This window comes from Blastococcus sp. HT6-30, from assembly GCF_039729015.1.
Taxonomy (GTDB): Bacteria; Actinomycetota; Actinomycetes; order Mycobacteriales; family Geodermatophilaceae; genus Blastococcus.
On record NZ_CP155792.1, the window covers coordinates 1,805,466 to 1,831,719 of the forward strand.

The 26,254-nt window shown below is 74.1% G+C and carries 26 protein-coding genes; 21 read left to right on the top strand and 5 right to left on the bottom strand.

Annotation, left to right across the window (positions count from 1 at the left end; all coding sequences use genetic code 11):
• The first annotated feature begins 4 nt into the window (after window positions 1-4).
• The 6 genes from ABC795_RS08685 (at window position 5) to ABC795_RS08710 (ending at window position 6,154) form a co-directional block, all read left to right on the top strand.
• A complete protein-coding gene (locus tag ABC795_RS08685; protein WP_347060609.1) occupies window positions 5-634 on the top strand; it encodes a nucleotide exchange factor GrpE in 630 nt (209 codons plus the stop codon).
• Window positions 634-1,662: a DnaJ C-terminal domain-containing protein gene (locus tag ABC795_RS08690; RefSeq protein ID WP_347060610.1), complete on the top strand. Its 1,029-nt coding sequence runs from the start codon at window positions 634-636 to the stop codon at window positions 1,660-1,662. The genes ABC795_RS08685 and ABC795_RS08690 overlap by 1 nt, the downstream gene beginning before the upstream one ends.
• Window positions 1,659-1,961, top strand: a complete 303-nt coding sequence (locus tag ABC795_RS08695) for a hypothetical protein (RefSeq protein ID WP_347060611.1) — start codon at window positions 1,659-1,661, stop codon at window positions 1,959-1,961. The genes ABC795_RS08690 and ABC795_RS08695 overlap by 4 nt, the downstream gene beginning before the upstream one ends.
• Before the next feature lie 51 nt (window positions 1,962-2,012).
• Window positions 2,013-4,649: an ATP-dependent chaperone ClpB gene (gene clpB / locus ABC795_RS08700; RefSeq protein WP_347060612.1), complete on the top strand. Its 2,637-nt coding sequence runs from the start codon at window positions 2,013-2,015 to the stop codon at window positions 4,647-4,649.
• A gap of 11 nt (window positions 4,650-4,660) precedes the next feature.
• A complete protein-coding gene (gene trxA, locus ABC795_RS08705) occupies window positions 4,661-5,107 on the top strand; it encodes a thioredoxin (RefSeq protein ID WP_347060613.1) in 447 nt (148 codons plus the stop codon).
• Window positions 5,108-5,269: 162 nt separating this feature from the next.
• Window positions 5,270-6,154 carry a carbohydrate-binding domain-containing protein gene (locus tag ABC795_RS08710; protein ID WP_347060614.1) on the top strand — a complete coding sequence of 295 codons (885 nt, stop codon included), beginning with the start codon at window positions 5,270-5,272 and terminating at the stop codon, window positions 6,152-6,154.
• 435 nt (window positions 6,155-6,589) lie between these two features.
• Here the strand turns inward: ABC795_RS08710 and ABC795_RS08715 are convergent, their stop codons facing one another.
• Window positions 6,590-6,790: a hypothetical protein gene (locus ABC795_RS08715; RefSeq protein ID WP_347060615.1), complete on the bottom strand. Its 201-nt coding sequence runs from the start codon at window positions 6,788-6,790 to the stop codon at window positions 6,590-6,592.
• Between the two features lie 56 nt (window positions 6,791-6,846).
• On the opposite strand from ABC795_RS08715, the gene ABC795_RS08720 reads away from it, so the two are divergent.
• From ABC795_RS08720 to gcvP, 12 genes are all read left to right on the top strand, one after another.
• Window positions 6,847-7,374 (top strand): DUF2243 domain-containing protein, encoded by a 528-nt coding sequence (locus ABC795_RS08720; protein ID WP_347060616.1) that lies wholly within the window; start codon window positions 6,847-6,849, stop codon window positions 7,372-7,374.
• A 141-nt stretch (window positions 7,375-7,515) separates the two neighbouring features.
• Window positions 7,516-9,597, top strand: a complete 2,082-nt coding sequence (locus tag ABC795_RS08725) for an elongation factor G-like protein EF-G2 (protein WP_347060617.1) — start codon at window positions 7,516-7,518, stop codon at window positions 9,595-9,597.
• Window positions 9,598-9,718: 121 nt separating this feature from the next.
• Window positions 9,719-10,387 (top strand): CDP-alcohol phosphatidyltransferase family protein, encoded by a 669-nt coding sequence (locus tag ABC795_RS08730; RefSeq protein WP_347060618.1) that lies wholly within the window; start codon window positions 9,719-9,721, stop codon window positions 10,385-10,387.
• The gene (locus ABC795_RS08735; protein ID WP_347060619.1) at window positions 10,384-11,286 is read left to right on the top strand and encodes a DUF881 domain-containing protein; all 903 of its coding nucleotides are present in this window, start codon (window positions 10,384-10,386) and stop codon (window positions 11,284-11,286) included. The genes ABC795_RS08730 and ABC795_RS08735 overlap by 4 nt, the downstream gene beginning before the upstream one ends.
• A 4-nt stretch (window positions 11,287-11,290) precedes the next feature.
• Window positions 11,291-11,623 carry a small basic family protein gene (locus tag ABC795_RS08740; protein WP_041775731.1) on the top strand — a complete coding sequence of 111 codons (333 nt, stop codon included), beginning with the start codon at window positions 11,291-11,293 and terminating at the stop codon, window positions 11,621-11,623.
• Entirely contained in the window at window positions 11,620-12,405 is a 786-nt protein-coding gene (locus ABC795_RS08745; RefSeq protein ID WP_347060620.1) for a DUF881 domain-containing protein, read from the top strand. The genes ABC795_RS08740 and ABC795_RS08745 overlap by 4 nt, the downstream gene beginning before the upstream one ends.
• Window positions 12,406-12,461: 56 nt before the next feature.
• Entirely contained in the window at window positions 12,462-12,866 is a 405-nt protein-coding gene (gcvH, locus tag ABC795_RS08750) for a glycine cleavage system protein GcvH (protein ID WP_347060621.1), read from the top strand.
• Between the two features lie 262 nt (window positions 12,867-13,128).
• The gene (locus tag ABC795_RS08755) at window positions 13,129-13,644 is read left to right on the top strand and encodes an FHA domain-containing protein (protein WP_347060622.1); all 516 of its coding nucleotides are present in this window, start codon (window positions 13,129-13,131) and stop codon (window positions 13,642-13,644) included.
• A gap of 76 nt (window positions 13,645-13,720) precedes the next feature.
• Window positions 13,721-14,455: a MerR family transcriptional regulator gene (locus tag ABC795_RS08760; RefSeq protein ID WP_347060624.1), complete on the top strand. Its 735-nt coding sequence runs from the start codon at window positions 13,721-13,723 to the stop codon at window positions 14,453-14,455.
• A gap of 114 nt (window positions 14,456-14,569) precedes the next feature.
• A complete protein-coding gene (locus ABC795_RS08765; RefSeq protein ID WP_347060625.1) occupies window positions 14,570-15,061 on the top strand; it encodes a bifunctional nuclease family protein in 492 nt (163 codons plus the stop codon).
• A gap of 235 nt (window positions 15,062-15,296) precedes the next feature.
• A complete protein-coding gene (locus tag ABC795_RS08770; protein WP_347060626.1) occupies window positions 15,297-15,872 on the top strand; it encodes a MerR family transcriptional regulator in 576 nt (191 codons plus the stop codon).
• 109 nt (window positions 15,873-15,981) lie between these two features.
• The gene (gcvP, locus tag ABC795_RS08775; protein WP_347060627.1) at window positions 15,982-19,008 is read left to right on the top strand and encodes an aminomethyl-transferring glycine dehydrogenase; all 3,027 of its coding nucleotides are present in this window, start codon (window positions 15,982-15,984) and stop codon (window positions 19,006-19,008) included.
• 91 nt (window positions 19,009-19,099) lie between these two features.
• Here the strand turns inward: gcvP and ABC795_RS08780 are convergent, their stop codons facing one another.
• Together ABC795_RS08780 and coaA are read right to left on the bottom strand one after the other, a co-directional pair.
• On the bottom strand, window positions 19,100-19,303 hold the full coding sequence (locus tag ABC795_RS08780) for a DUF5999 family protein (RefSeq protein WP_347060628.1): 204 nt from the start codon (window positions 19,301-19,303) through the stop codon (window positions 19,100-19,102).
• Window positions 19,304-19,507: 204 nt separating this feature from the next.
• Entirely contained in the window at window positions 19,508-20,470 is a 963-nt protein-coding gene (gene coaA / locus ABC795_RS08785) for a type I pantothenate kinase (protein WP_347060629.1), read from the bottom strand.
• 114 nt (window positions 20,471-20,584) lie between these two features.
• Here coaA and ABC795_RS08790 point away from each other — a divergent pair, with 114 nt between their 5' ends.
• The gene (locus ABC795_RS08790) at window positions 20,585-21,397 is read left to right on the top strand and encodes a GNAT family N-acetyltransferase (protein WP_347060630.1); all 813 of its coding nucleotides are present in this window, start codon (window positions 20,585-20,587) and stop codon (window positions 21,395-21,397) included.
• Window positions 21,398-21,412: 15 nt separating this feature from the next.
• Here the strand turns inward: ABC795_RS08790 and ABC795_RS08795 are convergent, their stop codons facing one another.
• Window positions 21,413-22,321, bottom strand: coding sequence for a serine hydrolase (locus tag ABC795_RS08795; RefSeq protein WP_347060632.1), 909 nt, complete (start codon window positions 22,319-22,321; stop codon window positions 21,413-21,415).
• A 113-nt stretch (window positions 22,322-22,434) separates the two neighbouring features.
• Window positions 22,435-22,980, bottom strand: coding sequence for a YbhB/YbcL family Raf kinase inhibitor-like protein (locus ABC795_RS08800; RefSeq protein ID WP_347060633.1), 546 nt, complete (start codon window positions 22,978-22,980; stop codon window positions 22,435-22,437).
• A 166-nt stretch (window positions 22,981-23,146) separates the two neighbouring features.
• On the opposite strand from ABC795_RS08800, the gene ABC795_RS08805 reads away from it, so the two are divergent.
• Window positions 23,147-23,890, top strand: coding sequence for a beta-phosphoglucomutase family hydrolase (locus ABC795_RS08805; protein ID WP_347060634.1), 744 nt, complete (start codon window positions 23,147-23,149; stop codon window positions 23,888-23,890).
• On the top strand, window positions 23,887-26,247 hold the full coding sequence (locus ABC795_RS08810) for a glycosyl hydrolase family 65 protein (RefSeq protein WP_347060635.1): 2,361 nt from the start codon (window positions 23,887-23,889) through the stop codon (window positions 26,245-26,247). Before ABC795_RS08805 ends, ABC795_RS08810 begins: the two co-directional genes overlap by 4 nt.
• Window positions 26,248-26,254: the final 7 nt, after the last annotated feature.

The following is a 26,254-nucleotide window of genomic DNA, read 5'->3' on the forward strand; positions in this document are numbered from 1 at the left end:
GGCGATGGCCGACCACGACATCTCCACCGCCGGGCCCGGCGCCACCGCCTCCGAAGCCCCGGCCACCGGCGCTTCCGCCGGCGGCGGGACCGACGCCGGCGGCCGGGACCCCCACGTCGCCGAACTGCAGCACCAGGTCGCGGGACTGCAGCAGCAGGTCAGCGAGCTGGAGGACCGGTGGCGGCGCGCCCTGGCCGAGGCGGACAACCTCCGCAAGCGGTACGAACGTGAGGCCGTCCAGCAGCGTGCCCGGGAGCGGGCACAGGTGGCGGCGGCCTGGCTGCCGGTGCTCGACCACCTGGAACTCGCGCTGGCGCACGCCGCGGCGAACCCCTCGGCGATCATCGAGGGTGTGCGCGGCGTCCGCGACCAGGCGCTCGCCGTGCTCACCGGCCTGGGCTATCCGCGGCGCGAGGACATCGGCGCCACCTTCGACCCGGCCCGGCACGAGGCGGTGGCTGCCACGCCGGTCGATCATGTGCCGGCCGGCACGGTGCTGGAGGTGGTGCGCCCGGGCTACGGGGAAGGGGAGCGGCTGCTGCGCCCGGCAGCGGTGGTCGTCGCAGCCGCCCCTTCGACTCCCGAGGGCGACGACAGCGGTAGGGAAGACCAGCGGGATCCGGGGGCGCGGTGATGGCTGACCGGGACTACTACGCAGCCCTGGGGGTCGCCCGTGGCGCCAGCCAGGAGGAGATCCAGCGCGCCTACCGCAAGCTGGCCCGTCGGTACCACCCCGATGTCAACAAGGACCCCGGGGCCGAGGAGAAGTTCAAGGACGTCTCCGAGGCCTACGACGTGCTCTCCGATCCGGAGACCCGCCGCCGTTACGACGCCTTCGGCCCGGACTTCCGCCAGGTGCCCGACGGCGTCGATGCCGAGACCTGGCGGCGCGCCCGTGCCGGCGCGGCCGCTGGGGCAGGAGCTCGCTCGGGGGGCGGCCGGTCGCCCGGCTGGGGCCCACAGGGGCAGCAGGTCTGGGTCGACGGCGGCAGCGGCTTCGGCGGCGGGTTCGGTGACGGCATCGATCTCGAGGACCTGCTCGGCGGCATGTTCGGCGGACAGGCCCCTGGCGCAACGGGAGCCGGCCGTGGCCGCCGGGGCTGGGGCCGCGTCGCCGGCGCCGACCAGGAGGCTGAGCTGGAGCTCACCGTGGAGGACGCCTACTCCGGTGGGCGCCGGTCGCTGACGCTGTCGGGCCCGGACGGGCCGCGCTCACTGGAGGTGAACATCCCGGCCGGGGTCACCGATGGTCAGCGGATCCGACTGGCCGGTCAGGGCGGTCAGGGCAGCGGCGGCGCACCCGCCGGGGACCTGTACCTGGTGATCAGGCTGGCGCCGCACCCTCGCTACCGGGTGGAGGGACGCGACGTGTACGTGGATCTGCCGCTGAGCCCCTGGGAGGCGGCGTTGGGCACCTCGGTGGCGATCGACACCCCCGGCGGGGAGGCCAAGGTCAAGGTCCCCGCCGGTACCTCGAGCGGACGGCGGCTTCGCCTGCGCCGCCGGGGGCTGCCCAACCCGCGCGGTGAGGCGGGCGATCTGTACGCCGAGGTGCGTGTCCTCGTGCCTCATCGGCTGACCGAGGCCGAGCGCACGCTGTTCTCCGAGCTGGCCGCGGCCTCCACCTTCGACCCGCGCGAGCACGCCAGGAGGGCGTCATGACCTACACCCTCGTGCGCCGCAGCCGCGCACACCTGCTGGACCTGGACACCTTCGCAGCCCGGGCGCGTCTGCACCCCGACCTGGTGCGCCGTCTGGTCGCGCTGGGCCTGCTGGAGGCCGAGCGCGATCGCGGCGACGTCTACTGGCTGAACCCGGGGGAACTCGCGACGGTCGCCAGGATCCAGCGGCTGCGGGCCGGGTTCTCGCTAACTACGCCGCCGTCGGACTGGTCCTGGACCTGCTCGATCGCATCGATGCCCTGGAGGCAGCCCTGCGACGGCAACCGGCCCGGCCGATAGCGAGCATCACCACCCCCACCACGACCCGACGGAGCTTCATCGGAGGCTGACGTGGACCTCAACCGACTTACCCAGAAGTCTCAGGAGGCCCTCCACGACGCGCAGACCAAGGCGCTGCGGTTCGGCCACACCGAGGTCGACGGCGAGCACCTGCTGCTCGCGCTGCTCGACCAGCCCGAGGGGCTGACCCCTCGGCTGCTGTCCCAGACCGGCGCCGATCCCCATGCTCTGCGTGCCGACCTGGAGGCCGAACTCGGCCGCCGGCCGAAGGTGACCGGCCCGGGCGCCGCGCCCGGGCAGGTGTACGTCACCCAGCGGCTGTCCCGGCTGTTCGACGCCGCCGAGCGGGAGGCGCAGCGGCTCAAGGACGAGTACGTCTCGGTCGAGCACCTGGTGATCGCGTTGCTGGAGGAGGGGAGCGCCACCGCCGCGGGGCGGTTGCTGCGCGGCGGAGGCCTCACCCGGGAGAAGTTCCTCGCGGCGCTCACCGACATCCGCGGCAACCAGCGCGTCACCTCCGCCATGCCCGAGGTCGCCTACGAGGCGCTGAGCAAGTACGGCCGGGACCTCGTGGCCGAGGCAGCCGCCGGCAAGCTGGACCCGGTCATCGGTCGCGACACCGAGATCCGCCGCGTGGTGCAGATCCTGTCCCGCAAGACCAAGAACAACCCGGTGCTCATCGGTGACCCCGGCGTCGGCAAGACCGCCATCGTCGAGGGCCTGGCGCAGCGGATCACCCGAGGCGACGTCCCCGAAGGACTGAAGGACAAGACCATCTTCGCCCTCGACATGGGGTCGCTGGTGGCCGGCGCCAAGTACCGCGGTGAGTTCGAGGAACGGCTCAAGGCCGTGCTCAACGAGGTCCGCGCCGCCGAGGGCCGCATCCTGCTGTTCGTGGACGAGATGCACACCGTCGTCGGCGCCGGGGCGGCCGAGGGCGCGATGGACGCGGGCAACATGCTCAAGCCGATGCTCGCCCGCGGTGAGCTGCACATGGTCGGCGCGACCACCCTGGAGGAGTACCGCAAGCACGTGGAGAAGGACGCCGCCCTGGAACGACGGTTCCAGCCGGTGATCGTCGACGAACCTTCCGTGGAAGATGCCGTCTCCATCCTGCGCGGCCTGCGGGAGCGCCTGGAGATCTTCCACGGCGTGAAGATCCAGGACGGTGCCCTCGTCGGTGCGGTCACCCTGTCCCACCGCTACATCTCCGACCGGTTCCTGCCCGACAAGGCCATCGACCTGGTCGACGAGGCATGCGCCATGCTGCGCACGGAGATCGACTCCATGCCGGCCGAGCTGGACGAGTTCACCCGCCGGGTGCGGCGCCTGGAGATCGAGGAGGCGGCGCTGGCCAAGGAGACCGATCCCGCCAGCCAGACCCGGCTGACCGAGCTGCGGCGCGAGCTGGCCGATCTCCGCGCCGAGGCCGACGCCATGCACGCCCAGTGGGAGGCCGAACGGCACGCGCTGCGCAAGGTGCAGGCGCTGCGCGAGGAGCTGGAGCAGGTCCGCCAGGAGGCCGAGCAGGCCGAGCGGTCCTACGATCTCAACCGGGCCGCGGAGCTGCGCCACGGCCGGCTGCCGGAGCTGGAGCGACGGCTGGCGGCCGAGGAGGAGCAGCTGGCGGCCGAGCAGGGAGGCAGGCGGCTGCTGCGCGAGGTGGTCACCGAGGCCGAGATCGCCAACATCGTCTCCCGCTGGACCGGCATCCCGGTCAGCCGGCTGACCGAGGGGGAGCGGGAGAAGATCCTGCGCCTGGACGCCGTCCTGCACGAACGCGTGGTCGGCCAGGACGAGGCGGTGCAGCTGGTCGCCGACGCGATCATCCGCGCCCGCTCCGGGATCAAGGACCCCCGCCGGCCGATCGGCTCGTTCGTCTTCCTCGGCCCCACCGGCGTCGGGAAGACCGAGCTGGCCCGCTCGCTGGCCGCCGCCTTGTTCGACACCGAGGACAACATCGTGCGGCTGGACATGAGCGAGTACCAGGAGCGCCACACCGTGTCCCGACTGGTCGGCGCCCCTCCCGGCTACGTCGGCTACGAGGAGGGCGGCCAGCTGACCGAGGCCGTGCGGCGCAAGCCCTACTCGGTGGTGCTCTTCGACGAGATCGAGAAGGCGCACGCCGACGTCTTCAACACGCTGCTGCAGGTGCTCGACGACGGCCGGCTCACCGACGCCCAGGGCCGCACCGTCGACTTCCGCAACACCGTGGTGATCATGACGTCGAACATCGGCTCCCAGCACCTGCTCGACGGGGTCACCGGCGGCAGCGAGATCACGCCGGAGGCCCGGGAGGCGGTCATGGCCGAGCTCCGCGGCCACTTCCGGCCGGAGTTCCTCAACCGGGTCGACGACATCGTGCTGTTCAAGCCGTTGACCCTCGCCGAGATCGAGACCATCGTCGAACTCATGGTCAGCGACCTGCGGGCCCGGCTCGCCGACCGGCAGATGAGCCTGGAACTGACCGAGGACGCCCGCCGGTTCATCGCCGGCCAGGGCTTCGACCCCGTCTACGGAGCTCGGCCGCTGCGCAGGTTCATCGCCCGCGAGGTCGAGACCCGCATCGGCCGGGCCCTGCTCTCCGGGGATGTCATCGACGGCGCCACGATCCGCGTCGATGCCACGGAAGGCCAGCTGGACGTCCGCTGGGAGAACGCCGCCGGCCCCGCGCAAGCCGCCGCATGAGGAGGTGAACGGTGACAGCCCACTCGATCGTCTCCTGCGGCACCTGCGGACGCCGGAACCGGGTGCCCGCCGCAGCGGCGGGCACCCCCCGCTGCGGACAGTGCCACACCGCCCTGCCCTGGACCGCCGACGCCGGCGACCAGGAGTTCACCGAGATCGTCGAACGCTCCCCGATCCCGGTGCTGGTGGACCTGTGGGCCCCCTGGTGCGGTCCATGCCGGATGGTCAGTCCCGCACTCGAGGACCTGGCCCGCACCCGGGCAGGGCAGATGAAGCTGGTCAAGGTGAACGTCGACACCGCGCCGCAGACGGCCCAGCGGTTCCAGGTGCAAGCCGTACCTACGCTCATCCTGCTGGAGCGGGGAAACATCGTCGCCCGTCGAGCCGGTGCCGCGCCACCGGCGGCGCTGAGCAACTGGCTGGACGACGTGCTGCCCGGAGTCGGCACCCCGCAGTAGGACGTGGCTGTTCGCCGGCGAGGCCGCAGGACCCGCCGGCGGACACCTTCGCGGCACCCCACGGTCAGGGACGCCAGCGCGACCCTCGACGCCGGGGACCGGGTCCCCGCCGGGGGCAGTCCGCTTCTCCCGTGCACGGCGTCGGCACGGGACGGCGGGACGATGACCATCACCGCCGCCGCCACCTACCGGCTGAGCGGCTCGCTCGACGGACAGGTCGTCGTCGACACCACGGACGAGGGCGTCGTCCGGATCGTCCTGGACGACGCCGGGATCTCCTCGTCCACCACCTCGGCGCTCGCGTTCCTCGACGCCGGCACCGCGATGGTCGTCCTCGCCGACGGCTCGGCCAACTCGCTCGGCGACGGCTCGGGCTATGCCGCCGACGGCTCGGAGCCGAACGCGGCGTTGTACAGCGCCGCGGACCTGACGATCACCGGCACCGGGTCGCTCGAGGTCACCGGCAACGCCAACGACGGGATCGCGGGCAAGGACGGCCTGGTGCTCGACTCGGGGACGATCACGGTCGGCGCGGTGGACGACGGCATCCGCGGCAAGGACTACCTCGTCGTCCAGGACGCCGACGCCACGGTCACCGCGGGTGGCGACGGGCTGAAGGCGGACAACGCCGAGGACACCGCGGCCGGCTACGTCCACGTGGCCGGCGGATCCGTGGACGTGACCGCGGCCGGCGACGGCATCTCCGCCGAGACCGACGTGATCGTGGGCGGCGGGGAGGTGACGGTGGCATCCGGTGGCGGCAGCGGTCGGACCGTCGCCGACGACACCTCCGCCAAGGGCCTCAAGGGCACGGTGAGCGTGGTGATCGGCGGCGGGACCGTCGACGTCGACGCGGCCGACGACGACGTGGTGCACTCCGACGGCGTCGTGAGCATCACCGACGGCACGCTGACCGTGGCCACGGGGGACGACGGCGTGCACTCCGACGCCGACGTGAGCATCGCCGGCGGAACGCTCACCGTCACGGCGTCCTGGAGGCGCTCGAGAGCGCCGTCATCACGATCAGCGGCGGCGACCTGGACCTGACGGCGAGCGACGACGGGCTCAACCTGGCCGGCGGCAACGACGGCTCGGGGCAGATGGGGCCCGGCGGCGGGGCTGACTCCTTCGCCGCCGCCGCCGCCGCGTCGGCGGACTACCAGCTGACGAGGGGATCGTCGGCCGAGGTCCGGCCCCGGACGCCGGCCGACGAGGGTGCGGTGACCATGCCGAAGAGGTCCTCGGGGTCCTCGGCCTCGGCCACGAGGTCGAGGACGTCGACCCACGGCGTGGCACAGCGCCGCGAGGTCCGCCACGGCGAAGCGCACCGAGTCGAACACCGTCAGCTGGTCCGCCGAGACGCGCCCCGGACGGCGGCCGGCCACGGCCTCGCGGCGACGTCCGATGTCGACCGTTATCCCCAACATCGAAGGCATCAGACAAGGAAGCGAAAGACGAACAACAATCGGACGACCCGGACCCTCAAGTGCCGGTGATCCGTCGGCAGTCGGGGCAGGGATCGGCCGAGCCCAGGCCCCGGGGACCGTCCCAGCGGCCTTGGACCACGTCGACGGAGGCACCGCACACCGCTGCCCACGGTGCGGGCAGGTCGGCCGTGCTGCGGAGGACGGCGTGCGCCCGACCGGTCTCCTGGTCGCGGCCGGCCGCGTGGTCGGTGCTCATACCGCCCAGCATGCGTCCCGCGCGTGCGGCCGGAGCGACGGGGTAGGCCAGCGGCCATGGCGAGCGCGCGCGACACCACCGTCCAGAGCCCCCGGCGGATGCCCACCCGGGTGACCGGCCTGCTCTACGGCCTCGGCTTCGGCGGGTTCGTCGACGGGATCGTCCTGCACCAGATGCTGCAGTGGCACCACATGGTGAGCGCCGTGGAGGGCCAGGAGCCGACGACGCTGGCCGGGCTGGAGGTCAACACGCTCGCCGACGGCTTCTTCCACGCCGGCGCCTGGGTGCTGGCCTTCGCCGGGACCGTCACCGCGCTGGTCGCGTGGCGGCAGGACCGCCTGGCGCCCAGCTGGAGCTTCCACTTCGGGCTCGTGCTCGTCGGCTGGGGGTTGTTCAACCTGGTGGAGGGGCTCGTCGACCACCAGATCCTGGGCATCCACCACGTGCGCGACGACCTGGGCGGGCCGCTCAGCTGGGACCTGGGGTTCCTGGGGGTCGGCGTGCTGCTGGTCGCGGGCGGCTGGCTGCTGCACCGGCGGGGCGCCCGCCATCTCCAGGAGCGGGCCGCCGTGCGACGGGGTTGAACCGGCTCACCGGGGTCTTGTCCCCGCTCGCACTCCCCGGCAGGCTGTGGCGCAGGACACAGCAGCGAGCAGGGAGTCGCCGTGGCAGCCCAAGCAGCGCATCCGTTTCCGGCCCTCGCCAGGCGCGGCTGAGGAGGACCGATGGTCAAGGACGTCCCGCCGGCCCCGGCTCCGCGGCCGGCCGTGAAGGTGCGCAACGTGGCGCTGGTCGGCCGCGCCGGGGCCGGGAAGACGACGCTCGCCGAGGCCCTCCTCGCCGCGACCGGCGCGGTGACCCGGGCCGGCCGGGTGGAGGACGGCACCACCTGCCTCGACAGCGAGGAGGTCGAGATCCGCCAGCAGCGGTCGATCTCGCTGGGCGTGGCCGCCGTCGAGCACGCCGGCCACCGGCTCACCCTGCTGGACACCCCCGGCTCGCCGGACTTCGTGGGCGAGCTGCGGGCCGGGCTGCGCGCCGCCGACTCGGCGCTCTTCGTCGTCTCCGCGGTGAGCGGGGTCGACGCCGCCACGGTGCAGCTGTGGGAGGAGTGCGCCGCGGTCGGGATGCCGCGCGCGGTCGTGCTCACCCAGGTCGACCGGCCGCGGGCGGACGTGGACGAGGCGGTGCGCCTCTGCCAGCTGATGCTGGGGGAGGGGGTCTACCCGATGCACCTGGTCGACCGCGGGCCCGACGGTGCGGCCCGCGGGCTGGTCTCGCTGCTGGAGCCCGACGTCGACGCCACCCGGGCGGTCAGCGACGACGCCGACCGGCTCCGGGCCGAGCTGATCGAGGGCATCATCGGCGAGAGCGAGGACGAGACGCTCATGGAGCGCTACCTGGCCGGCGACGAGCTGGCCGTCGCCGACCTGGTCGCCGACCTGGAGACCGCCGTCGCCCGGGGGCACTTCCACCCGGTGCTGTGCGTCTCACCCCTGACCGGCGTCGGCATCGGCGAGCTGCTCGACCTGCTGGTCTCCGCCTTCCCGTGCCCCCTGGAGCACGGCTGCCCGCCGGTCACCCGGCCCGACGGCTCCCCCGCGCCCGTGCTCGCCTGCGACCCCGACGGGCCGCTGGTCGCCGAGGTGGTGAAGACGACCACCGATCCCTACGTGGGCCGCCTCTCGCTGGTGCGGGTCTTCTCCGGCACGCTCCGGCCGGACGTCACGGTGCACGTGTCCGGGCACGGCATGGCCGACCGCGGGCATCCCGACCACGACGCGGACGAGCGGATCGGCGTGCTCTCCGCGCCGCTGGGCGCGACTCTGCGGCCGGTCGCCGCGTGCCCGGCAGGTGACGTCTGCGCGGTCAGCAGGCTGTCGACCGCGGAGACCGGCGACACCCTCAGCTCGCCGGAGGACCCCCGCCTCGTGCCGCCGTGGGACCTCCCCGTGCCACAGCTGCCCGTCGCGGTCGAGGCGGTCTCCCGGAGCGACGAGGACCGCATGGCGACCGCGCTGGCCCGGCTGGTCGCCGAGGACCCCACGGTGCGGCTCGAGCGGCGCTCCGACACCGGCCAGCTGCTCCTGTGGTGCGTCGGGGACGCCCACGCCGAGGTGCTGCTGGACCGGTTGCGGACCCGCCACGGGGTCGCCGTCGCGACCGTGCCGGTCCGGGTGCCGCTGGTGGAGACGCTCTGCGGCCCCGGCCGGGTCACCGGCCGGCACGTCAAGCAGTCCGGCGGGCACGGGCAGTACGCCGTCGTCGTCATCGAGGGGGAACCCGGGCCCCCTGGGTCGGGCATCGTCTTCGAGCAGCGCATCGTCGGCGGCACCGTGCCCGGCCAGTTCCACGGCAGCGTCGAGAAGGGCATCCGCGCACAGGCGCAGCGCGGGGTCAACGGCGACCGGCCGCTCGTCGACCTCCGCGTGACCCTCGTCGACGGCAAGGCCCACTCGGTCGACTCCTCCGATGCCGCCTTCCAGGCCGCCGGGGCGCTGGCGCTGCGGGAGCTGGTGGCCGCGGTGGGCACCCGGGTGCTCGAGCCGTGGTGCGAGATCGAGGTCCGGGTGCCCGGTGAGTACGTGGGGGCGGTGATGAGCGACCTGTCGTCCCGGCGGGCCCGGGTGACCGGCAGCGAGGCGGATCCCGAGCGGGACCGCACCACGGTGCGGGCGGAGGTCCCCGAGGTCGAGCTGCTCGGCTATCCGGGGGTGCTGCGCTCGGTCACGCACGGCACCGGCAGCTACGACCGGCGTCCCCTCGGCCACGAGCCCGCCCCGGCGGCGATGGCGGTTCCCGCCTGAGGTGAGGCCCGTCCGGGGAGCCGGGGACCACCGCCGCGGGCCGCGGCGGTGCGCCGCCGACGAGGACCCGGGAACGGGCCACTAGCCTCGGCCACGGTCGGGTGCAGGGGCTGGAGGGAACGTGACGTCGTCGAACGGGTCGTCGGCTGCCGCACCCGTACCCCGGGCCGGCGCCGCGACGCCGGCCGTGGGTGACCGGGAGGCCCTGCCGGACCGCGTCTGGACCCTGCCCAACGCCCTGTCGGTGCTGCGCCTGCTCGGTGTGCCGCTGTTCCTGTGGCTGCTGCTGGGGCCCGAGGAGGACGGGTGGGCCCTCGTGGTCCTCATGGTCTCCGGGTTCACCGACTGGCTCGACGGGAAGCTCGCCCGGTGGCTGGACCAGGGCAGCAGGCTGGGCGCGCTGCTGGACCCGGCCGCCGACCGGCTCTACATCGTCGCCGCCCTCGTCGCGCTCGCGCTGCGCGGGGTCGTGCCGGTGTGGCTGGTGGCGCTGCTGGTCGCCCGGGAGCTGGTCCTCGGCGTGACGTTGCTGGTCCTCCGGGCGCACGGCTACCCCCCGCTGCAGGTGCACTACCTGGGCAAGGCCGCCACCCTCCTGCTGCTCTACGCCTTCCCGGGGCTGCTGATGGCGAGCGGGGACGGCGCGCTGGCCACCGTCGCCGCGCCGTTCGCCTGGGCGCTCACCATCTGGGGCACGGCGCTGTACCTGCTCGCCGGCGTCTTCTACGTCGTCCAGGCCGTCGGGCTGGTCGCCGCCGAGCGGTCGGCGCGCTCCCGGAGCCCGCGGTGACCGGTGGACGGCCGGCCGGGGGAGTGCGCTCGCTGGGCGCCTCCCTGCTGGACGACGTCCTCGCCGAGACCCTCGACCCCGCGTACGCGCAGGCCGCCGCCGCCCGCGAGGAGCGGGGCGAGCCGCCCCGCCGCGGCCGGGGCCGGGTGCTCGTCGCGCTCACGATGGCCGCGGCCGGCCTGCTGGCGACGGTGACCTACGACCAGGCCGTCGCCAAGGCGCAGGGCCGCCAGGAGATCCGCGAGGCGCTCGTCCGCGACATCCAGGACGAGTCCGCGAGCAGCGACGACCTGGCCGCGCAGCTGGAGGAGCTCCGGGTCGAGGTCAGCCGGACCAGCGACGAGCTGCTCGCCGCCACCGTGGTGGGCCAGCGGGCGCTGGACGCCCTGGCGCGCGCCGAGCAGGGCACCGCCGCCGTGGCCGTCACCGGGCCGGGGCTGCTGGTGACGCTGGCCAACGCCGAGGCCGCCGCCGACGACGACCCGCTCGGCGGGACGGCGGGGGAGGGGCGGGAGGTGCGGGTGGCCGACGGGGACCTGCAGCTGGTGGTGAACGCCCTGTGGGCGGCCGGTGCCGAGGCGATCGGCATCAACGGCCAGCGGCTGGGCCCGACCAGCGCCGTCCGGTTCGCCGGTGAGGCGGTGCTCGTGGACTTCCGCCCGGTCACCAACCCGTACCAGGTCACGGCGATCGGCGCCCCCGACGCACTGGCCAACGCCTTCCTCGCCAACCCGGAGGTGGTGTCCCTCGCCAGGTTCTCCGCCAACGCGGGCCTGCGTTTCGAGTTCGCCAAGGAGGAGGAGCTGTCCCTGCCCGCCGCCAGCCCGCCCGAGCTCCGCTACGCCGAGCCGGTCAGTCCCCACCGCGCCGCCGGCACCGATCCCACCCCCGGAGGCTGACGCCGTGATCCCGATCCTCGGTCTCGCGGCAGGCGTCCTCCTCGGCCTCCTCTTCGACCCCACCGTCCCGCTGTGGCTGCAGCCGTACCTGCCCATCGCCGTCGTCGCGGCCCTCGACGCGGTGTTCGGCGGGTTCCGTGCCCGCCTGGACGGCATCTTCGACGCCAAGGTCTTCGTCATCTCCTTCGTGTCCAACGTGGTCGTGGCCGCGCTGATCGTCTTCCTCGGCGACCAGCTGGGCGTGGGCGCGCAGCTGTCGACGGCGGTCGTCGTCGTCCTCGGCATCCGCATCTTCGGCAACGCCGCGGCCATCCGGCGGCACGTGTTCCGGGCATGAGCGACCCGCGCCCGCCCGACGGGCCGCCCCCGGAGACCGCCGACGCCCCGCCCGAGGAGGCCGGCGCTGCGGCCGCGCCGCCCCCCGCCGTGCGGCGGCGCCGGGACCCGCTGGCCGCCGCCCTCATCGGCGCGCTCACCCTGCTGCTCGGATTCGCCCTCGCCGTGCAGGTGCGCAACGCCGACGAGGCGCAGATGCTGGCCGGCGCGCGGGAGGAGGACCTGGTCCGGATCCTCGACGAGCTGGGCGGCCGGGAGGAGCGGCTCCGGGCCCAGCTCGCCGAGCAGCGGGCGGCGCTGCGCGAGCTCAGCGGCTCCGGGAGCCGGACCGGAACCGCGCTGGAGGAAGCCCGCGGGCGCGCCCAGGCGCTGGGCATCCTGAACGGCACGTTGCCCGCCCAGGGGCCCGGGTTGACGCTGGCGATCAGCGACCCCTCGGGCGAGGTCCGGGTGTCCGACCTCATCGACGTGGTGCAGGAGCTGCGGGGGGCGGGAGCGGAGACCATGCAGGTCGACGACGTCCGCATCGGCCTGTCGACCGCGGTCACCGGCACGCCCGGCGACCTGCGGGTCGACGGCGCGCCGCTGAGCTCACCGTACGAGTTCGTCGTCCTCGGCGACCCGCAGGGCATGGAGACGGCGATGAACATCCCCGGCGGGGTCGTGCAGCGGATCGAGCGCCGCGGCGGCACCGTCCGGATCACCCAGTTCCCCGACCTCGTCGTGGACGCGTTGCGGCCCCTGGACCGTCCTCAATACGCTTCGCCCGACCCTGGCGGCTGAACCCGCCGTCCACCGCACCGACCACCGGCCCCGCCGGTTCTGGAGACGACCGCCGCATGAGCACGCCCGACGACCGCCGCTACACCGACCAGCACGAGTGGGCGCTGGTGCAGGGCACCGACGGCACGTCGACCGTCGTCCGGGTCGGCATCACCGACCACGCGCAGGACGCGCTGGGGGACATCGTCTTCGTGCAGCTGCCCGAGGTGGGCGTCGAGGTGGCGCCCGGGACCGCCATCGGCGAGGTCGAGTCGACCAAGTCCGTCTCCGATGTCTACGCGCCCGTCACCGGCGTCGTGGCGGCGGTGAACGAGCGCCTCGCCGACGCCCCCGAGACCATCAACGCCGACCCCTACGGGGACGGCTGGCTGGTCGACATCGCCGTGCCGGGGGAGGGCGGCGACCCGATCGGGCAGCTGCTCGACGCCGACGCCTACCAGGCCCTGGTCGAGGGCTCGTAGCGGGGCCGCCGGGAGGCTGACTCCCGGCATCGATCACTATGATCGCGCTGGGCCGGGAACAGCGGGTACCCGTCGGGAACCCGCCCGTCCCGGCTCCGCACGTCCGGTTGACCCTCGGGCCGACCGGCTGGTTCCATGACCCACGGTCCGCCGCCCTTCCGCGGCGGCCGACCCGCGGCGGGCCATCCGGCCCACCGTCCGCCGGCCGCCCGCGGCCCGTTCGAGGGCCGCGGCGGGCCCCTCGCACCGGAGGAGACGCAACGTGCACTGCACTCGATGTGGCCACGAGAACCCCGAGGGCAGTCGCTTCTGCGCGCAGTGCGGTGCGGCGCTCGCCCCCGAGCGCATCGGCGAGGCCACCAGCGTGATCCCGAAGGTCGGCGGTGAGGACTCCGGCGAGCAGCCCGAGGTCACCGAGGCCGCCGACGCGCACGCCGGGGCGGTGGAGTCGCTGCCGGCGGGTTCGGCGCTGCTGGTGGTCAAGCGCGGCCCCAACGCCGGGAGCCGCTTCCTGCTCGACCAGGACGTCACGACGGCCGGCCGGCACCCCGACAGCGACATCTTCCTCGACGACGTCACGGTCAGCCGTCGGCACGTCGAGTTCCACCGCGAGGGCGGTGGCTTCTCGGTGCACGACGTCGGCAGCCTCAACGGCACCTACGTCAACCGGGAGCCGGTCGACGTCGCCAACCTCGCCGGCGGTGACGAGGTGCAGATCGGCAAGTTCCGGCTCGTGTACCTCACCGGCCCGCGCACGGGCGAGCCGGCCGCTCGCTAGTGCACCGACCGGCGATCTTCCGCATGTGGGGACCGCGGCCGGTTGCACCGGAACGGTGCTCCGGCGGGAGAGGGGCGTGACCGCCGTGCCCGAGCGCGAGCGTGCGCTCGGGGACGCCGGCGACCAGCACGCGCCGCGCCTGACCATCGGCGAGGTGCTGGCTGTGCTTCGCGACGACTTCCCCGACGTCACGATCAGCAAGATCCGCTACCTGGAGTCCGAGGACCTGGTCCACCCGCAGCGCACGCCGTCGGGGTACCGGAAGTTCTCGCGGGCCGACGTCAGCCGGCTGCGGTACGTGCTCACCGCCCAGCGGGACCACTACCTGCCGCTGCGCGTGATCAAGGACCACCTGGACGCCCTCGACCGCGGTGAGCCGCTGCCCGGCACCGGCAACGCCTCGGCGCCGCTGCCCCCCGCCTCCACCGAGGAGGGGGCGGCGGCGCCGCTGACCGCCGAGCAGTTCGCCCGCGCCGCCGGGCTGGAGCCGCAGCAGCTGGCCGACTGCGTGCAGTTCGGTCTGCTCACGACCGATGCCGACGGCCGGCACCCCGCCGCGGACCTGCCCATCGCGCGGGCGGCGGCGGGGCTGGCCCGGCACGGCATCGAGCCGCGGCACCTACGCGTCTACCGCAGCGCCGTGGAGCGCGAGGCCGGGCTCGTCGAGCAGGTCGTCGCCCCGGTCCTCAGGGCGCGCTCGGACGAGGCCCGCACGCGGGCCACCGAGAAGCTGCAGGAGCTGACCGCCCTCTCCGCGCAGCTGCACACGGCTCTGCTCGAGACTCGCCTGCGGGACCTCCTGCGCCCCTGAGCGGGCGTACCGTGGACCCGTCGCCGCCGGCCCGACCGCCCGGGCCGGCGAGTCACCGGCCGCTTGACCACACCGTCCCGCCCGAACCCGGGCCGCAGCCGAGGGAGCCGCACCGTGCAGGAGCTTCGAGTCGTCGGCGTCCGCGTCGAACTGCCCGGCAACCAGCCCATCCTGCTGCTGAAGGAGATGCAGGGGGAGCGTTACCTGCCGATCTGGATCGGCGCCGTCGAGGCGGCCGCCATCGCCTTCGAGCAGCAGGGCGTGCGTCCGGCCCGCCCCATGACCCACGACCTGCTCCGCGAGGTCGTGCGCACGCTGGGCGCCGAGCTGGAGGCGGTGAACATCACCGAGATGCGCGACGGCATCTACATCGCCGAGCTGGTGTTCGGTGACGACCGGATCGTGAGCGCCCGGCCGTCGGACGCGGTGGCGCTGGCCGTCCGCACCGGGGCGCCGATCTTCGGTGCCGACGACCTGCTCGACGAGGTGGGCATCGAGATCCCCGACGAGCAGGAGGACGAGGTGGAGAAGTTCCGCGAGTTCCTCGACCAGATCTCGCCGGAGGACTTCGGGGCCGGCTCGGGCTCCGGCGGCGGCCCCGCGTAGGGGCGGACCTCCCGCCCTCGACGGGGTCGAAGCCGCCATCAGATCCCTATCGGCAGGCCGCTGCCGCATCTTCACCCGAAATGGGGCAGGTGTGACGACACGCCGCCCCCGTCAGTTGACCGGCCCCCTGGCCCGGCTTACCGTCGGCGAACAACAACGGTGTGACACCTGAGGTCACGGGTGCCGAGCCGTCGACCTGCCGCGGTACGTGGCGGGGATGAGGAGGACGCTGGACGTGAGCGACGAGGAGAACGGATCGCAGGGTCAGCTGTTCAGCGACGCCGCCGTCGGGGCGCCGTCGTACGACGCAGTGGACACCGACCTCGTGGGCTACCGCGGGCCGACCGCCTGCGCCGCCGCCGGCATCACCTACCGGCAGCTGGACTACTGGGCCCGGACCGGTCTGGTGTCCCCGTCGGTGCGCAGCGCGACCGGCTCGGGAACCCAGCGGCTCTACTCCTTCCGCGACATCCTCGTGCTCAAGGTCGTCAAGCGGCTGCTCGACACCGGCGTCTCCCTGCAGAACATCCGCAAGGCCGTCGACCACCTCCGTCAGCGCGGGGTGAAGGAGCTGGCCAACGTCACGCTCTTCTCCGACGGCGCGACGGTCTACGAGTGCACCTCCGCCGAGGAGGTCGTCGACCTGCTCGCCGGCGGCCAGGGCGTCTTCGGGATCGCCGTCTCCGGCGCCCTCCGCGAGCTCTCCGGTGAGCTGGCCGAGCTGCCGGCCGAGCGGCTCGACGGCGGCCAGGTCGTCCCCTCCGACGATGAGCTCTCGATGCGCCGCCGTCGCCGGGCGCGGACCGCCTAGATCGCCCGAACGGTGCGCGCTGTCGCGCAGCTGCGGGGCTCGGAACCGCGCATCAGCGCACACCCGCACGGGGCCGGGCGTCCGGCCCAGCGCTGGTAGCGTGCCGGTAATGGTCGACGGTTCCGAAAACCTCCCGCCGCTCGCCGGGCCGCTGCCCTCCCTGAACGCGCTGGACACCGCCGGCTCCTTCGCCGGCCGCCACATCGGGCCACGCCCCGGTGACACCGCCGCGATGCTCGCGGCCGTGGGCCACCCGTCCCTGGAGTCGCTGGTCGACGCATGCGTTCCCGAGGGGGTGCGCGACCGCGCCGTCCTGGACCTGCCCCCGGCCCAGGACGAGGCCGCCGTGCTGGCGCTGCTGCGCGAGCGGGCGGCCGCGAACGAGGTCTTCACCTCGATGATCGGCCTGGGCTACCACGGCACGTTCACCCCGCCGGTGATCCAGCGGACGGTGCTGGAGAACCCGGCCTGGTACACCGCGTACACGCCGTACCAGCCCGAGATCAGCCAGGGCCGGCTCGAGGCGCTGATCAACTTCCAGACCACCGTCGCCGACCTGACCGGCCTGCCGGTCGCCGGTGCCTCGATGCTCGACGAGGCCACCGCCGCCGCCGAGGCCATGACGCTGGTGCGCCGGGCCGGGCGTGCCAAGGCCGACGCCGTGTTCGTCGTCGACGCCGACACGCTGCCGCAGACCCTCGGGGTGCTGCGGACCCGCGCCGAGCCGCTGGGCATCAGGCTGCACGTCACCGACCTCTCCGCGGGCTGGCCCACCGACCTGCCCGCGGCCGGCGCCTTCGGCGTCCTGCTGTCGTACCCGGGGGCGAGCGGAGCGGTCCGGGACCACCGGGCTCTGGTGACGGCGGCCCACGAGGCCGGCGCGTCGGTCGTGGTGGCCGCCGACCTGCTCGCGCTCACGCTGCTCGAGGCCCCGGGGGAGTGGGGGGCCGACGTCGCCTGCGGAACGACCCAGCGCTTCGGCGTCCCCATGGGCTACGGCGGTCCGCACGCCGGGTACCTCTCCGTCCGGGAAGGCCTGGCCCGGCAACTGCCCGGCCGCCTGGTGGGCGTCTCGGTGGACGCCGACGGTGACGTCGCCTACCGCCTGGCGCTGCAGACCCGCGAGCAGCACATCCGTCGCGAGAAGGCGACCAGCAACATCTGCACCGCGCAGGTGCTGCTGGCCGTGCTGGCCGGCGCGTACGCCGTCTACCACGGTCCCGAGGGGCTGGCCGCGATCGCGGCGCGGGTGCACCGCAGCGCCACCGCGCTGGCCGGCTGGCTGACCGCCGGCGGCCTGCGCCTGGTGCACCAGCGGTTCTTCGACACCCTCACGGTCGCCGTGCCCGGCCGGGCGGCGGACGTGGTCGCCGCGGCTGCACAGCGCCGGATCAACCTGCGCCAGGTCGACGCCGACACGGTCGCCGTCGCCTGCGACGAGACGACCACGCCGGCGATCCTGCGCGATGTCGCCGCGGCGTTCGGCGTGGCCGTCGACGAGGCCGCCCTCACCGACGACGGCGCCGACGCGCTGCCGCCGGAGCTCCGCCGCCGGACGCCGTTCCTCACCCACCCGGTCTTCTCCGCGCACCGCTCGGAGACCGCGATGCTGCGCTACCTGCGCATGCTCAGCGACAAGGACCTGGCGCTGGACCGCACGATGATCCCGCTGGGCTCCTGCACCATGAAGCTTAACTCCGCCACCGAGATGGCCGCCATCACCTGGCCGGAGTTCGCGAACCTGCACCCGTTCGTGCCGGCGGAGCAGGCACGGGGCTACGCCCAGCTGATCGAGGAGCTGTGCGACGGGCTGGCCGAGGTCACCGGGTACGCCGCGGTGAGCGTGCAGCCCAACGCCGGGTCGCAGGGTGAGTTCGCCGGCCTGCTGGCCATCCGGGGCTACCACCGCAGCCGGGGCGAGGAGCAGCGCGACGTCTGCCTCATCCCGAGCTCGGCGCACGGAACCAACGCGGCGAGCGCCGTCATGGCCGGCATGCGGGTGGTCGTGGTCGCCTGCGACGAGGCCGGCAACGTCGACCTCGCCGACCTGCGGGCCAAGGTGGACCAGCACGCCGAGCGGCTGGCGGCGATCATGATCACCTACCCGTCGACGCACGGTGTCTTCGAGACCGACATCCAGGACATCTGCGCCGCCGTGCACGACGCCGGCGGGCAGGTCTACGTCGACGGCGCCAACCTCAACGCCATGGTCGGGCTGGCCCGGCCGGGGCGGTTCGGCTCCGACGTCAGCCACCTGAACCTGCACAAGACCTTCTGCATCCCGCACGGTGGTGGCGGCCCCGGTGTCGGGCCGGTCGCCGTCCGCGAGCACCTGGTGCCGTTCCTGCCCAACCACCCGGTGGTGCCGGCTGCGGGGCCGGAGACCGGCCCCGGACCGGTGTCGGCCGCGCCGTGGGGATCGGCGGACATCCTGCCCATCTCCTGGGCGTACATGCGGCTGATGGGCCCCGACGGGCTCACCCGGGCCACGGAGCACGCCATCCTGGCCGCCAACTACCTGGCCGCCCGGCTGCGGGAGCACTACCCGGTGCTCTACACCGGCAAGGACGGGCTCGTGGCCCATGAGTGCATCCTGGACATCCGGCCGCTGACCAAGGCCACCGGCGTCACCAACGACGACATCGCCAAGCGCCTGATCGACTTCGGCTTCCACGCGCCGACGATGAGTTTTCCGGTGGCGGGCACGCTGATGGTGGAGCCCACCGAGAGCGAGGACAAGGCCGAGCTCGACCGGTTCGTCGAGGCGATGGTCACCATCCGCGGCGAGATCGCCAAGGTCGCCACGGGGGAGTACGACCGCACCGACAACCCGCTGCGCAACGCGCCGCACACGCTCGCGATGCTGGCGGGGGAGTGGGACCGCCCCTACCCCCGGACGACGGCGGTCTACCCGGTGCGCGGCCTGCAGGGGCGCGGCTACCTGAGCCCGGTCCGGCGGATCGACCAGGCCTACGGCGACCGCAACCTGGTCTGCTCGTGCCCGCCGCCCGAGGCGTTCGCCGACCACGACTTCGACGGGCACGCACCGGCCGGCGACGGGCAGGTGCCCACCCGGGGTGCCGGGGCACCGGACGACATGGGCACGGCCGCCGACGTGGTGGGCGCCTCCTCCTGAGGCCGACCGGGCGGCTCCGCCTGGTGGCGCGGGCACCACGACCGGCCCGAGCAGGCCGCCCGGCGTCGCGGGGCGAGCCGCGCCAGTTCCTTCAGGCGCTGACGAGCTCGGGGGCCAGCCACACGTGGTGGTCGGGGAACGACCGGCCGTCGGGGAGGAGCTCGCCGTCGTCGTCGAACAGGACGACGCCGTTGCAGAGCAGCCGCCACCCCTGCTCGGGATGGCTGCTCACTACCGCGGCGAGATCGCGGGCCTCGCTGGCGGCCTCCGGGCAGGTGGTGCGATGGGTGCACATGGGAACTCACATCCGTTACGCCGGGGAGAAGTCGGCAGCACTGGCCGTACTCGTCCGATCACCGGACTAGGAAGAGTGTCGGCACGCGCACCGGGTTCGTCACGTGACCTCGGTCACCGAGTCACCCGTCCAGGTCGTCAGTTCCTGCCATGGCGGCCGGGACGACGGCGTGGGTGACCGGGTGCCGGCGGCGTGTCGCCGGGGTCAGAGCTTGCGGAGGAGCACCCGGCGCACCGAGTGGTCGGCGGACTTCTGCAACACCAGCCGGGCGCGCGATCGCGTAGGGGCGATGTTGTCCCGCAGGTTCGGCCCGTTCACCGCCGACCAGATGCCCAGTGCCGTCTCCCGGGCCTGGTCGTCGGTGAGGGCGGCGAAGCGGTGGAAGTAGGCGGTGGTGTCCTGGAACGCCGTCCGCCACAGCGCCAGGAACCGCTCGACGTACCACCGCTGGATGTCGGCCTCGGCGGCGTCGACGTAGACGGAGAAGTCGAAGAAGTCCGACAGGAAGATCTCCGGCGCCGACCCGTCGGTGCGGCGCCCGGCCTGCAGCACGTTGAGCCCCTCCAGCACGAGGATGTCGGGGCGGTCGACCGCCTGCACCCGCCCGGGCACGATGTCGTAGGACTGGTGGTCGTACACCGGCGCGAACACCTCCTCGCGGCCGGACTTCACGTCCGCGAGGAAGCGCAGCAGCGCCCGGCGGTCGTAGCTCTCCGGAAACCCCTTCCGACCGAGCAGGCCCCGCTCCTGCAGGACCGCGTTGGGGAGGAGGAAGCCGTCGGTGGTGACGAGGTCGACCCGGGGGGCGCCGGGCGTGGCGGCCAGCAGCGTCTGCAGCAGGCGGGCGGTGGTGCTCTTGCCCACGGCGACGCTGCCGGCGACGGCGATGACGAACGGCACCTTGGCGGTGGCGTCGCCCAGGAACTCGCTCTGGGCCGCCCACAGCCGGCGGCTGGCCGTGACGTGCAGGCTGAGCAGGCGCGCCAGCGGGAGGTAGACGGTGGCCACCTCGTCGAGGTCGATGCGGTCGCCCAGGGACGCGAGTGTGTCCAGCTCCGTCGCGTCCAGCGGCAGGCTGGAGCCGGCCGCGAGCGCTCGCCACGAGTCGCGGTCGAACACCGCGTAGGGCGAGATGGAGCCACGCGTCCCAGCCGTCACGCGCCCCATCGTGCCGTCTGGCCCGGGTGCGACGTGCGCGCGGGTCAGCCGGGCGGGTGCCGGGACCGGGTCCGCGGGTGGGGAAGCACCCCGTCGGGACGCGGCCCGTCTAGGGTTTCCCCCGTGCCTTCCCGCCCGGGACTGCTCGAGTGCATCGAGCGCTACTTCGCCGCCGCGCCCCTGCTGGACGCGCGGATCGAGCGCGCCGGCGCCCTGGACGTCCCGATCGCCGACGCCGCCTGGCCCTATCCGGCGCGACCGCGGAAGGATGCCGGCGCGGTCACCGCCGACGACGTCCGCGGCGCGATCGCGCTGCAGCAGGCCGCCGGGCTGCCGGCGGCGCTGGAGTGGATCCTCGAGCGCTCGCCCGGGATCGGCGCCGCGGCCCGGGCCGCGGGGATGACGGTCGAGGAGCTGCCACTGCTGGTGGCCGACGACCCGGTCGACGTGGTGCTGCCGGCGGGGGTGCGGCTGTTCCTGGTCGGCGCGGAGGACCCCGAGCTGCCGCACTACCAGCAGCTCGCCGTCCTGGCCTTCGCCCACCCCGGCGGGCCGGCCGACGTGCACCAGGTCCCGGCCGACACCTCGCCGGAGGCGGCCGCGCGCACCGCCGTCCTCCGGGAGCGGATCGCCGAGGGGCGGACCGTGATGATGGTGGCCCTCGAGAGCGGGACGCCGGTCGCGGTCGGCTCGCACCAGCCGGTGGACATCGACGGCACCGAGGTCAGCGAGATCGTCGGGGTGGCGACGCTGCCCCGGCTGCGCGGCCGCGGGCTGGGCGCCGGCATCGCGTCCGCGCTCGCCGCGCACGCCCGGGAGACCGCCGAGCTGGTGTTCCTGGCCGCCGGTGACGACGAGGTGGCCCGGGTCTACGAGCGCATCGGCTTCGCCCGGGTCGGGACCACGGGCGTCGCGGAGCTCCCTCCGACGGAGTGACTTCCGGCCGGTGGCTCACCTGCCGCCGGGGACGCCGACGCGGGCGGCGACCGCGGCTCCGGCCGCGTCGAGGGCCGCGCGTGCCGAGCCGTAGCCGACCGTCCGCGGGACCTCGCTGAGCAGCACGATCACCCGGGAGCCGAGCACGGCGACCGAGTGGAGGTGCCGCTGACCGTCGACGCAGCACATCCACCCCTGCTTCAGGGCCGGTTCGCCGGGCAGCGTGCCGAACAACCCGAACCGCTGGTCGAAGCCGTCGGCGGCCCGGGGCGTCGCCTCGCGCATCCAGCTCAGCACCGCCGCCGCGTCGTCGGGGTGGGCGACCACGGGCAGCAGCGCGAGGAACCGGGCGACGTCCTGCGCCGTCGTGACCGCCTGCCCCCACTGACCGGGGATCCGCGCCGACGGGGGGCCGGTGCCGGGGAGGTCGTAGCGGGCGGCCACGTCGCGCACCATCTGCCCGCCGCCGAACCGCACCCACAGGGTGGAGGCCGCCGGATCGTCCGAGCGGCGGATCATCTCGCGCAGCAGGTCGCGCTCGGCGGCCGTCAGCCCGATCGAACCGTCGCGCGCCCTGGTGAGGATGTCCTCGGCCATGAACAACTTGACCATGGAGGCGGTCGGGAACGGTCGCTCGGCCACCGGGCCGTTGTCGGAGCCGTACGCGGCCCGGCGCGCGGCCCGGGCCTCGGCGGCGCGGACGCTGCCCTCGGTGGCGCGGGTCTGCTGGCGGGCGACCGCGACCGTGCCGACCGCGCCGTAGCCGTGCACCGCGTCGGCCACGATGCCGGCCGGAGGCGCACCGCCGGCCACGGCGCGGCCCGGGCGGGCCGCGCCCAGCGCGAGCAGCTGGACGACGGCGAGGGCCGCGACCAGCGGAACCGCCACGATCCCGGACCGGTGCCGGGCAACCGGATGGGACACGCGCCGGAGTCTTCTCCGGCCGGCCGGCGGCTTTCCCGGCTCGCGTCGGCTTCCGGGAGGCGGAACGGGGTGGCCTGCCGCTGTGCAGCCGTCCGGCTGCACAGCGGCAGGGCTCACTCCTGCTCGTAGGTGGCGACGAGCGTGGCCCGCGCCAGCGTGTGGAAGAACAGGTTGAACCCGAGGACGGCGGGCGTGGTGGCGGCGTCGACGTCGAGCCGCTCGGTGTCGACCGCGTGCACCACCACGAAGTAGCGGTGCGGGCCGTGCCCGGCCGGGGGAGCGGCGCCCACGAAGCCGGCGAAGCCGCCGTCGTTGCGCAGCTGCACCGCGCCGTCGGGGAGCAGCGGGGCGTCCTTGTCGCCGGCGCCGGAGGGCAGCTCGGTGACCGACGCCGGGATGTTGGCCACCGCCCAGTGCCAGAAGCCGCTGGCGGTGGGGGCGTCGGGGTCGTAGACGGTCACGGCGAAGCTGCGGGTGCCCTCGGGGAAGCCGGACCAGGCCAGCTGCGGCGAGCGGTCCTCGCCGCCGGCGCCCATGACGCCGCTGACCTGGGGCATCGGCAGCACCTGGCCGTCGGACACGTCGCTGCTGGTGACGGTGAAGCCCGGCACCTGCGGCAGGAAGTCGTACGGGTTCGGCGGGGTGGGCCGGTCGGCCATGGCGTTCCTCTCCTCGTAGCGGTGCGACGGCTGGTGGAGTTCGCCGAGGCGTTCCCCGTCGGGGACCCTAGGCAGCCCGGCTGCGCGGCGCCCGTCGGATCACCGGGACACGGCACCGCGCCCGGCTGGACACGTGCACGTTGCCCGGCGCCGGTAGCGTCGAGGCGTGCCCACTCCGCGATCGCTCGGCCTCCCGGACGACGTCCGTGCCTGCCTGTTCGACCTCGACGGCGTCCTCACCGCGACGGCGACGGTGCACATGGCGGCCTGGAAGCGCACCTTCGACGGGTTCCTGCGGTCGCGCGACCCCCAAGCGCCCGAGTTCACGCAGGACGACTACAACCACCACGTCGACGGCAAGCCCCGCGCCGACGGCGTCCGCGACTTCCTGGCCAGCCGCGGCATCACCCTCCCCGAGGGCGACCCGGGGGACGCTCCGGACGCGGAGACGGTGCAGGGGGTGGCCACTCGCAAGAACGAGCTGGTGCAGCGGGAGCTCGAGGAGCACGGCGTCGAGGTCTACGAGGGGTCGATGGCCTACCTGCGGGCGGTGAAGGAGGCCGGGCTGGCCACCGCGGTGGTCACGGCGTCGGCGAACGGGGAGCGGGTGGTGGCCGCCGGCGGGTTCGCCGAGCTCATCGACGCCCGCGTCGACGGCGTCGTCGCCCGCGAGGAGGGGCTGGCGGGCAAGCCGGCGCCCGACACGTTCCTCGCCGGCGCCCGCGCCCTCGGCGTGACGCCGCAGGAGGCCGTGGTGTTCGAGGACGCGCTCGCCGGGGTGGCCGCCGGACGGGCGGGCGGGTTCGCCTTCGTCGTCGGCGTGGACCGGGTCGGCCACGCCGACGGGCTGCGCGAGGCCGGCGCCGACGTCGTCGTCACCGACCTCGCCGAACTGCTGGACCGGACATGACCGAGGGGCGGGCGATCTTCCCGGTCGAGCCGTGGGCGCTGACCGAGGTCGGGCTCGACCACGACAGCCTCGCCGTGCACGAGTCGGTCTTCGCGCTGGCCAACGGGCACCTCGGGATGCGTGGCTCCTTCGAGGAGGGCGAGCCGGTCGTCGTCCCCGGCACCTACCTCAACGGCTTCTTCGAGGAACGGCCCCTGCCCTACGCCGAGGTCGGCTACGGGTTCCCCGAGATGGGCCAGACCGTGGTCAACGTGACCGACGGCAAGCTCATCCGGCTGCTGGTGAAGGACTCGCCGCTGGACCTCAACTACGGCGAGGTGATCGACCACCGCCGCACCCTCGACCTGCGCGCCGGCGTGCTGCGCCGGTCGACCGAGTGGCGCTCACCCAGCGGCCGCACGGTGCGGGTCACCAGCACCCGCCTGGTCTCGCTGGCGCGGCGGTCGATCGCCGCGATCGAGTACCAGGTGGAGGTCACCGACAACCTCGGAGACCTCTACGTCGCCCTGCAGTCGGACCTGCTCGCCAACGACGACGACGCGCCCGCCGACGACGGCGACCCGCGCGCGGCGGCCGCCCTCGCCCGCCCCCTGGAGTGCGAGCTGGCCGCCGGCCGCGGGCGCCGGGCGGTCCTGGTGCACCGCACCAAGCGCAGCCGGCTGCGCATGGCCGCCGGCATGGACCACGTCATCCAGATCCCCGACAGCTGCACGGAGGACATCGAGGCCGCCGGGGACCTCGCCCGCTACACGCTGGCCGCCCGCATCCCGCCCGGCGGGTCGCTGAAGCTCGTCAAGTTCCTCGCCTACGGATGGTCCTCGCGCCGGTCCGGTGCGGCGCTGCGCGACCAGGTCGAGGCGGCGCTGGCGACGGCGAAGCTGGCCGGCTTCGAGCGGCTGCTGCGGGAGCAGCGGGAACTGCTGGACCAGCACTGGGAGGACGCCGACGTCGAGATCGACGGTGACGACGAGCTCCAGCAGGCCGTCCGGGTGGGCATGTTCCACGTCCTGCAGGCCGGGTTGCGGGGGGAGCGGCAGGCCATCCCGGCGAAGGGGCTGACCGGCCCCGGCTACGACGGGCACACCTTCTGGGACACCGAGACCTACGTCCTCCCGGTCCTCACCTACACCGCCCCGCACGCCGCCCGGGACGCGCTGGCCTGGCGGTACACCACGCTGGCGCTGGCGCGCGAGCGGGCCCGGGTGCTGGGGCTGCGCGGCGCGGCGTTCCCGTGGCGGACGATCCGCGGTGAGGAGACCTCGGGCTACTGGCCGGCGGGAACGGCGGCCTTCCACATCAACGCCGACATCGCCGACGCCGTCATCCGGTACAACGACGCGACCCTGGACGAGGCCTTCGACCGCGACTACGGCGCCGAGCTGCTGATCGAGACGGCCCGCCTGTGGGCGTCGCTGGGGCACTTCGACGCCGAGCACGGTTTCCGCATCGACGGGGTCACCGGCCCGGACGAGTACACCGCCGTGGTGGACAACAACGTCTACACGAACCTGATGGCGCAGCGGAACCTGCGCGGCGCGGTCGATGCCGTCCGCCGGCAACCCGAGGTCGCCGGCCGGCTGTCGGTGACCGAGGAGGAGGTCGACGGGTGGCTGCGGGCCGCGGCCCTGGTGGCGGTGCCCTACGACACCCAGCGCGGCGTGCACATGCAGTCCGACGGCTTCACCCACCACGAGGAGTGGGACTTCGCCGCCACGCCACGGGAGAAGTACCCGCTCCTGCTGCACTACCCCTACTTCGAGATCTACCGGACGCAGGTGGTCAAGCAGGCCGACCTGGTGATGGCGCTGCACCTGCGGGGGGACGCGTTCACCCTCGAGGAGAAGATCGCCGACTTCGCCTACTACGAGGCGCGCACCACCCGGGACTCGTCTCTCTCGGCGACCCAGCAGGCCGTCGTCGCCGCCGAGACCGGGCACCTGCAGCTGGCCCACGAGTACTGGGCCGAGGCGGCGCTGACCGACCTGCAGAACCTGCACTCCAACTCCGGGCACGGGCTGCACATCGCCTCGCTCGCCGGTGGGTGGACCGTCGCCGTCGCCGGTTTCGGCGGGCTGCGCGACCACGGCGGGCAGCTGGCGTTCGCGCCGCGGCTGCCGGAGCGGATCAGCCGGCTGCGCTTCCGGGTGGTGTACCGCGGCCGCAAGCTCACCGTGACCGTGGAGCGGGACCGGGCCACCTACCGCCTGGTCGACGGCGACCCCCTCGACGTCCGTCACCACGGGCGGCAGGTGCGGGTCGACCACGAGGACGTGGTGCTCGACGTACCGCCGCCCCCGCGAGTGGAGCCGGTGCACCAGCCGCCGGGCTGCGAACCCCGGCGCCGCGTCCGCGGTTGACCGCAGA

Excerpts from the sequence above, each read along its gene's own strand:
- ABC795_RS08685 (WP_347060609.1), top strand. The coding sequence starts at position 5 with ATGGCCGACCACGACATCTCCACCGCCGGGCCCGGCGCCACCGCCTCC.
- ABC795_RS08690 (WP_347060610.1), top strand. The coding sequence starts at position 634 with ATGGCTGACCGGGACTACTACGCAGCCCTGGGGGTCGCCCGTGGCGCC.
- ABC795_RS08695 (WP_347060611.1), top strand. The coding sequence starts at position 1,659 with ATGACCTACACCCTCGTGCGCCGCAGCCGCGCACACCTGCTGGACCTG.
- ABC795_RS08710 (WP_347060614.1), top strand. The coding sequence starts at position 5,270 with ATGACCATCACCGCCGCCGCCACCTACCGGCTGAGCGGCTCGCTCGAC.
- ABC795_RS08715 (WP_347060615.1), bottom strand. The coding sequence starts at position 6,790 with ATGAGCACCGACCACGCGGCCGGCCGCGACCAGGAGACCGGTCGGGCG.
- ABC795_RS08720 (WP_347060616.1), top strand. The coding sequence starts at position 6,847 with ATGGCGAGCGCGCGCGACACCACCGTCCAGAGCCCCCGGCGGATGCCC.
- ABC795_RS08725 (WP_347060617.1), top strand. The coding sequence starts at position 7,516 with ATGGTCAAGGACGTCCCGCCGGCCCCGGCTCCGCGGCCGGCCGTGAAG.
- ABC795_RS08745 (WP_347060620.1), top strand. The coding sequence starts at position 11,620 with ATGAGCGACCCGCGCCCGCCCGACGGGCCGCCCCCGGAGACCGCCGAC.
- gcvH (WP_347060621.1), top strand. The coding sequence starts at position 12,462 with ATGAGCACGCCCGACGACCGCCGCTACACCGACCAGCACGAGTGGGCG.
- gcvP (WP_347060627.1), top strand. The coding sequence starts at position 15,982 with ATGGTCGACGGTTCCGAAAACCTCCCGCCGCTCGCCGGGCCGCTGCCC.
- ABC795_RS08780 (WP_347060628.1), bottom strand. The coding sequence starts at position 19,303 with ATGTGCACCCATCGCACCACCTGCCCGGAGGCCGCCAGCGAGGCCCGC.
- coaA (WP_347060629.1), bottom strand. The coding sequence starts at position 20,470 with ATGGGGCGCGTGACGGCTGGGACGCGTGGCTCCATCTCGCCCTACGCG.
- ABC795_RS08800 (WP_347060633.1), bottom strand. The coding sequence starts at position 22,980 with ATGGCCGACCGGCCCACCCCGCCGAACCCGTACGACTTCCTGCCGCAG.
- ABC795_RS08810 (WP_347060635.1), top strand. The coding sequence starts at position 23,887 with ATGACCGAGGGGCGGGCGATCTTCCCGGTCGAGCCGTGGGCGCTGACC.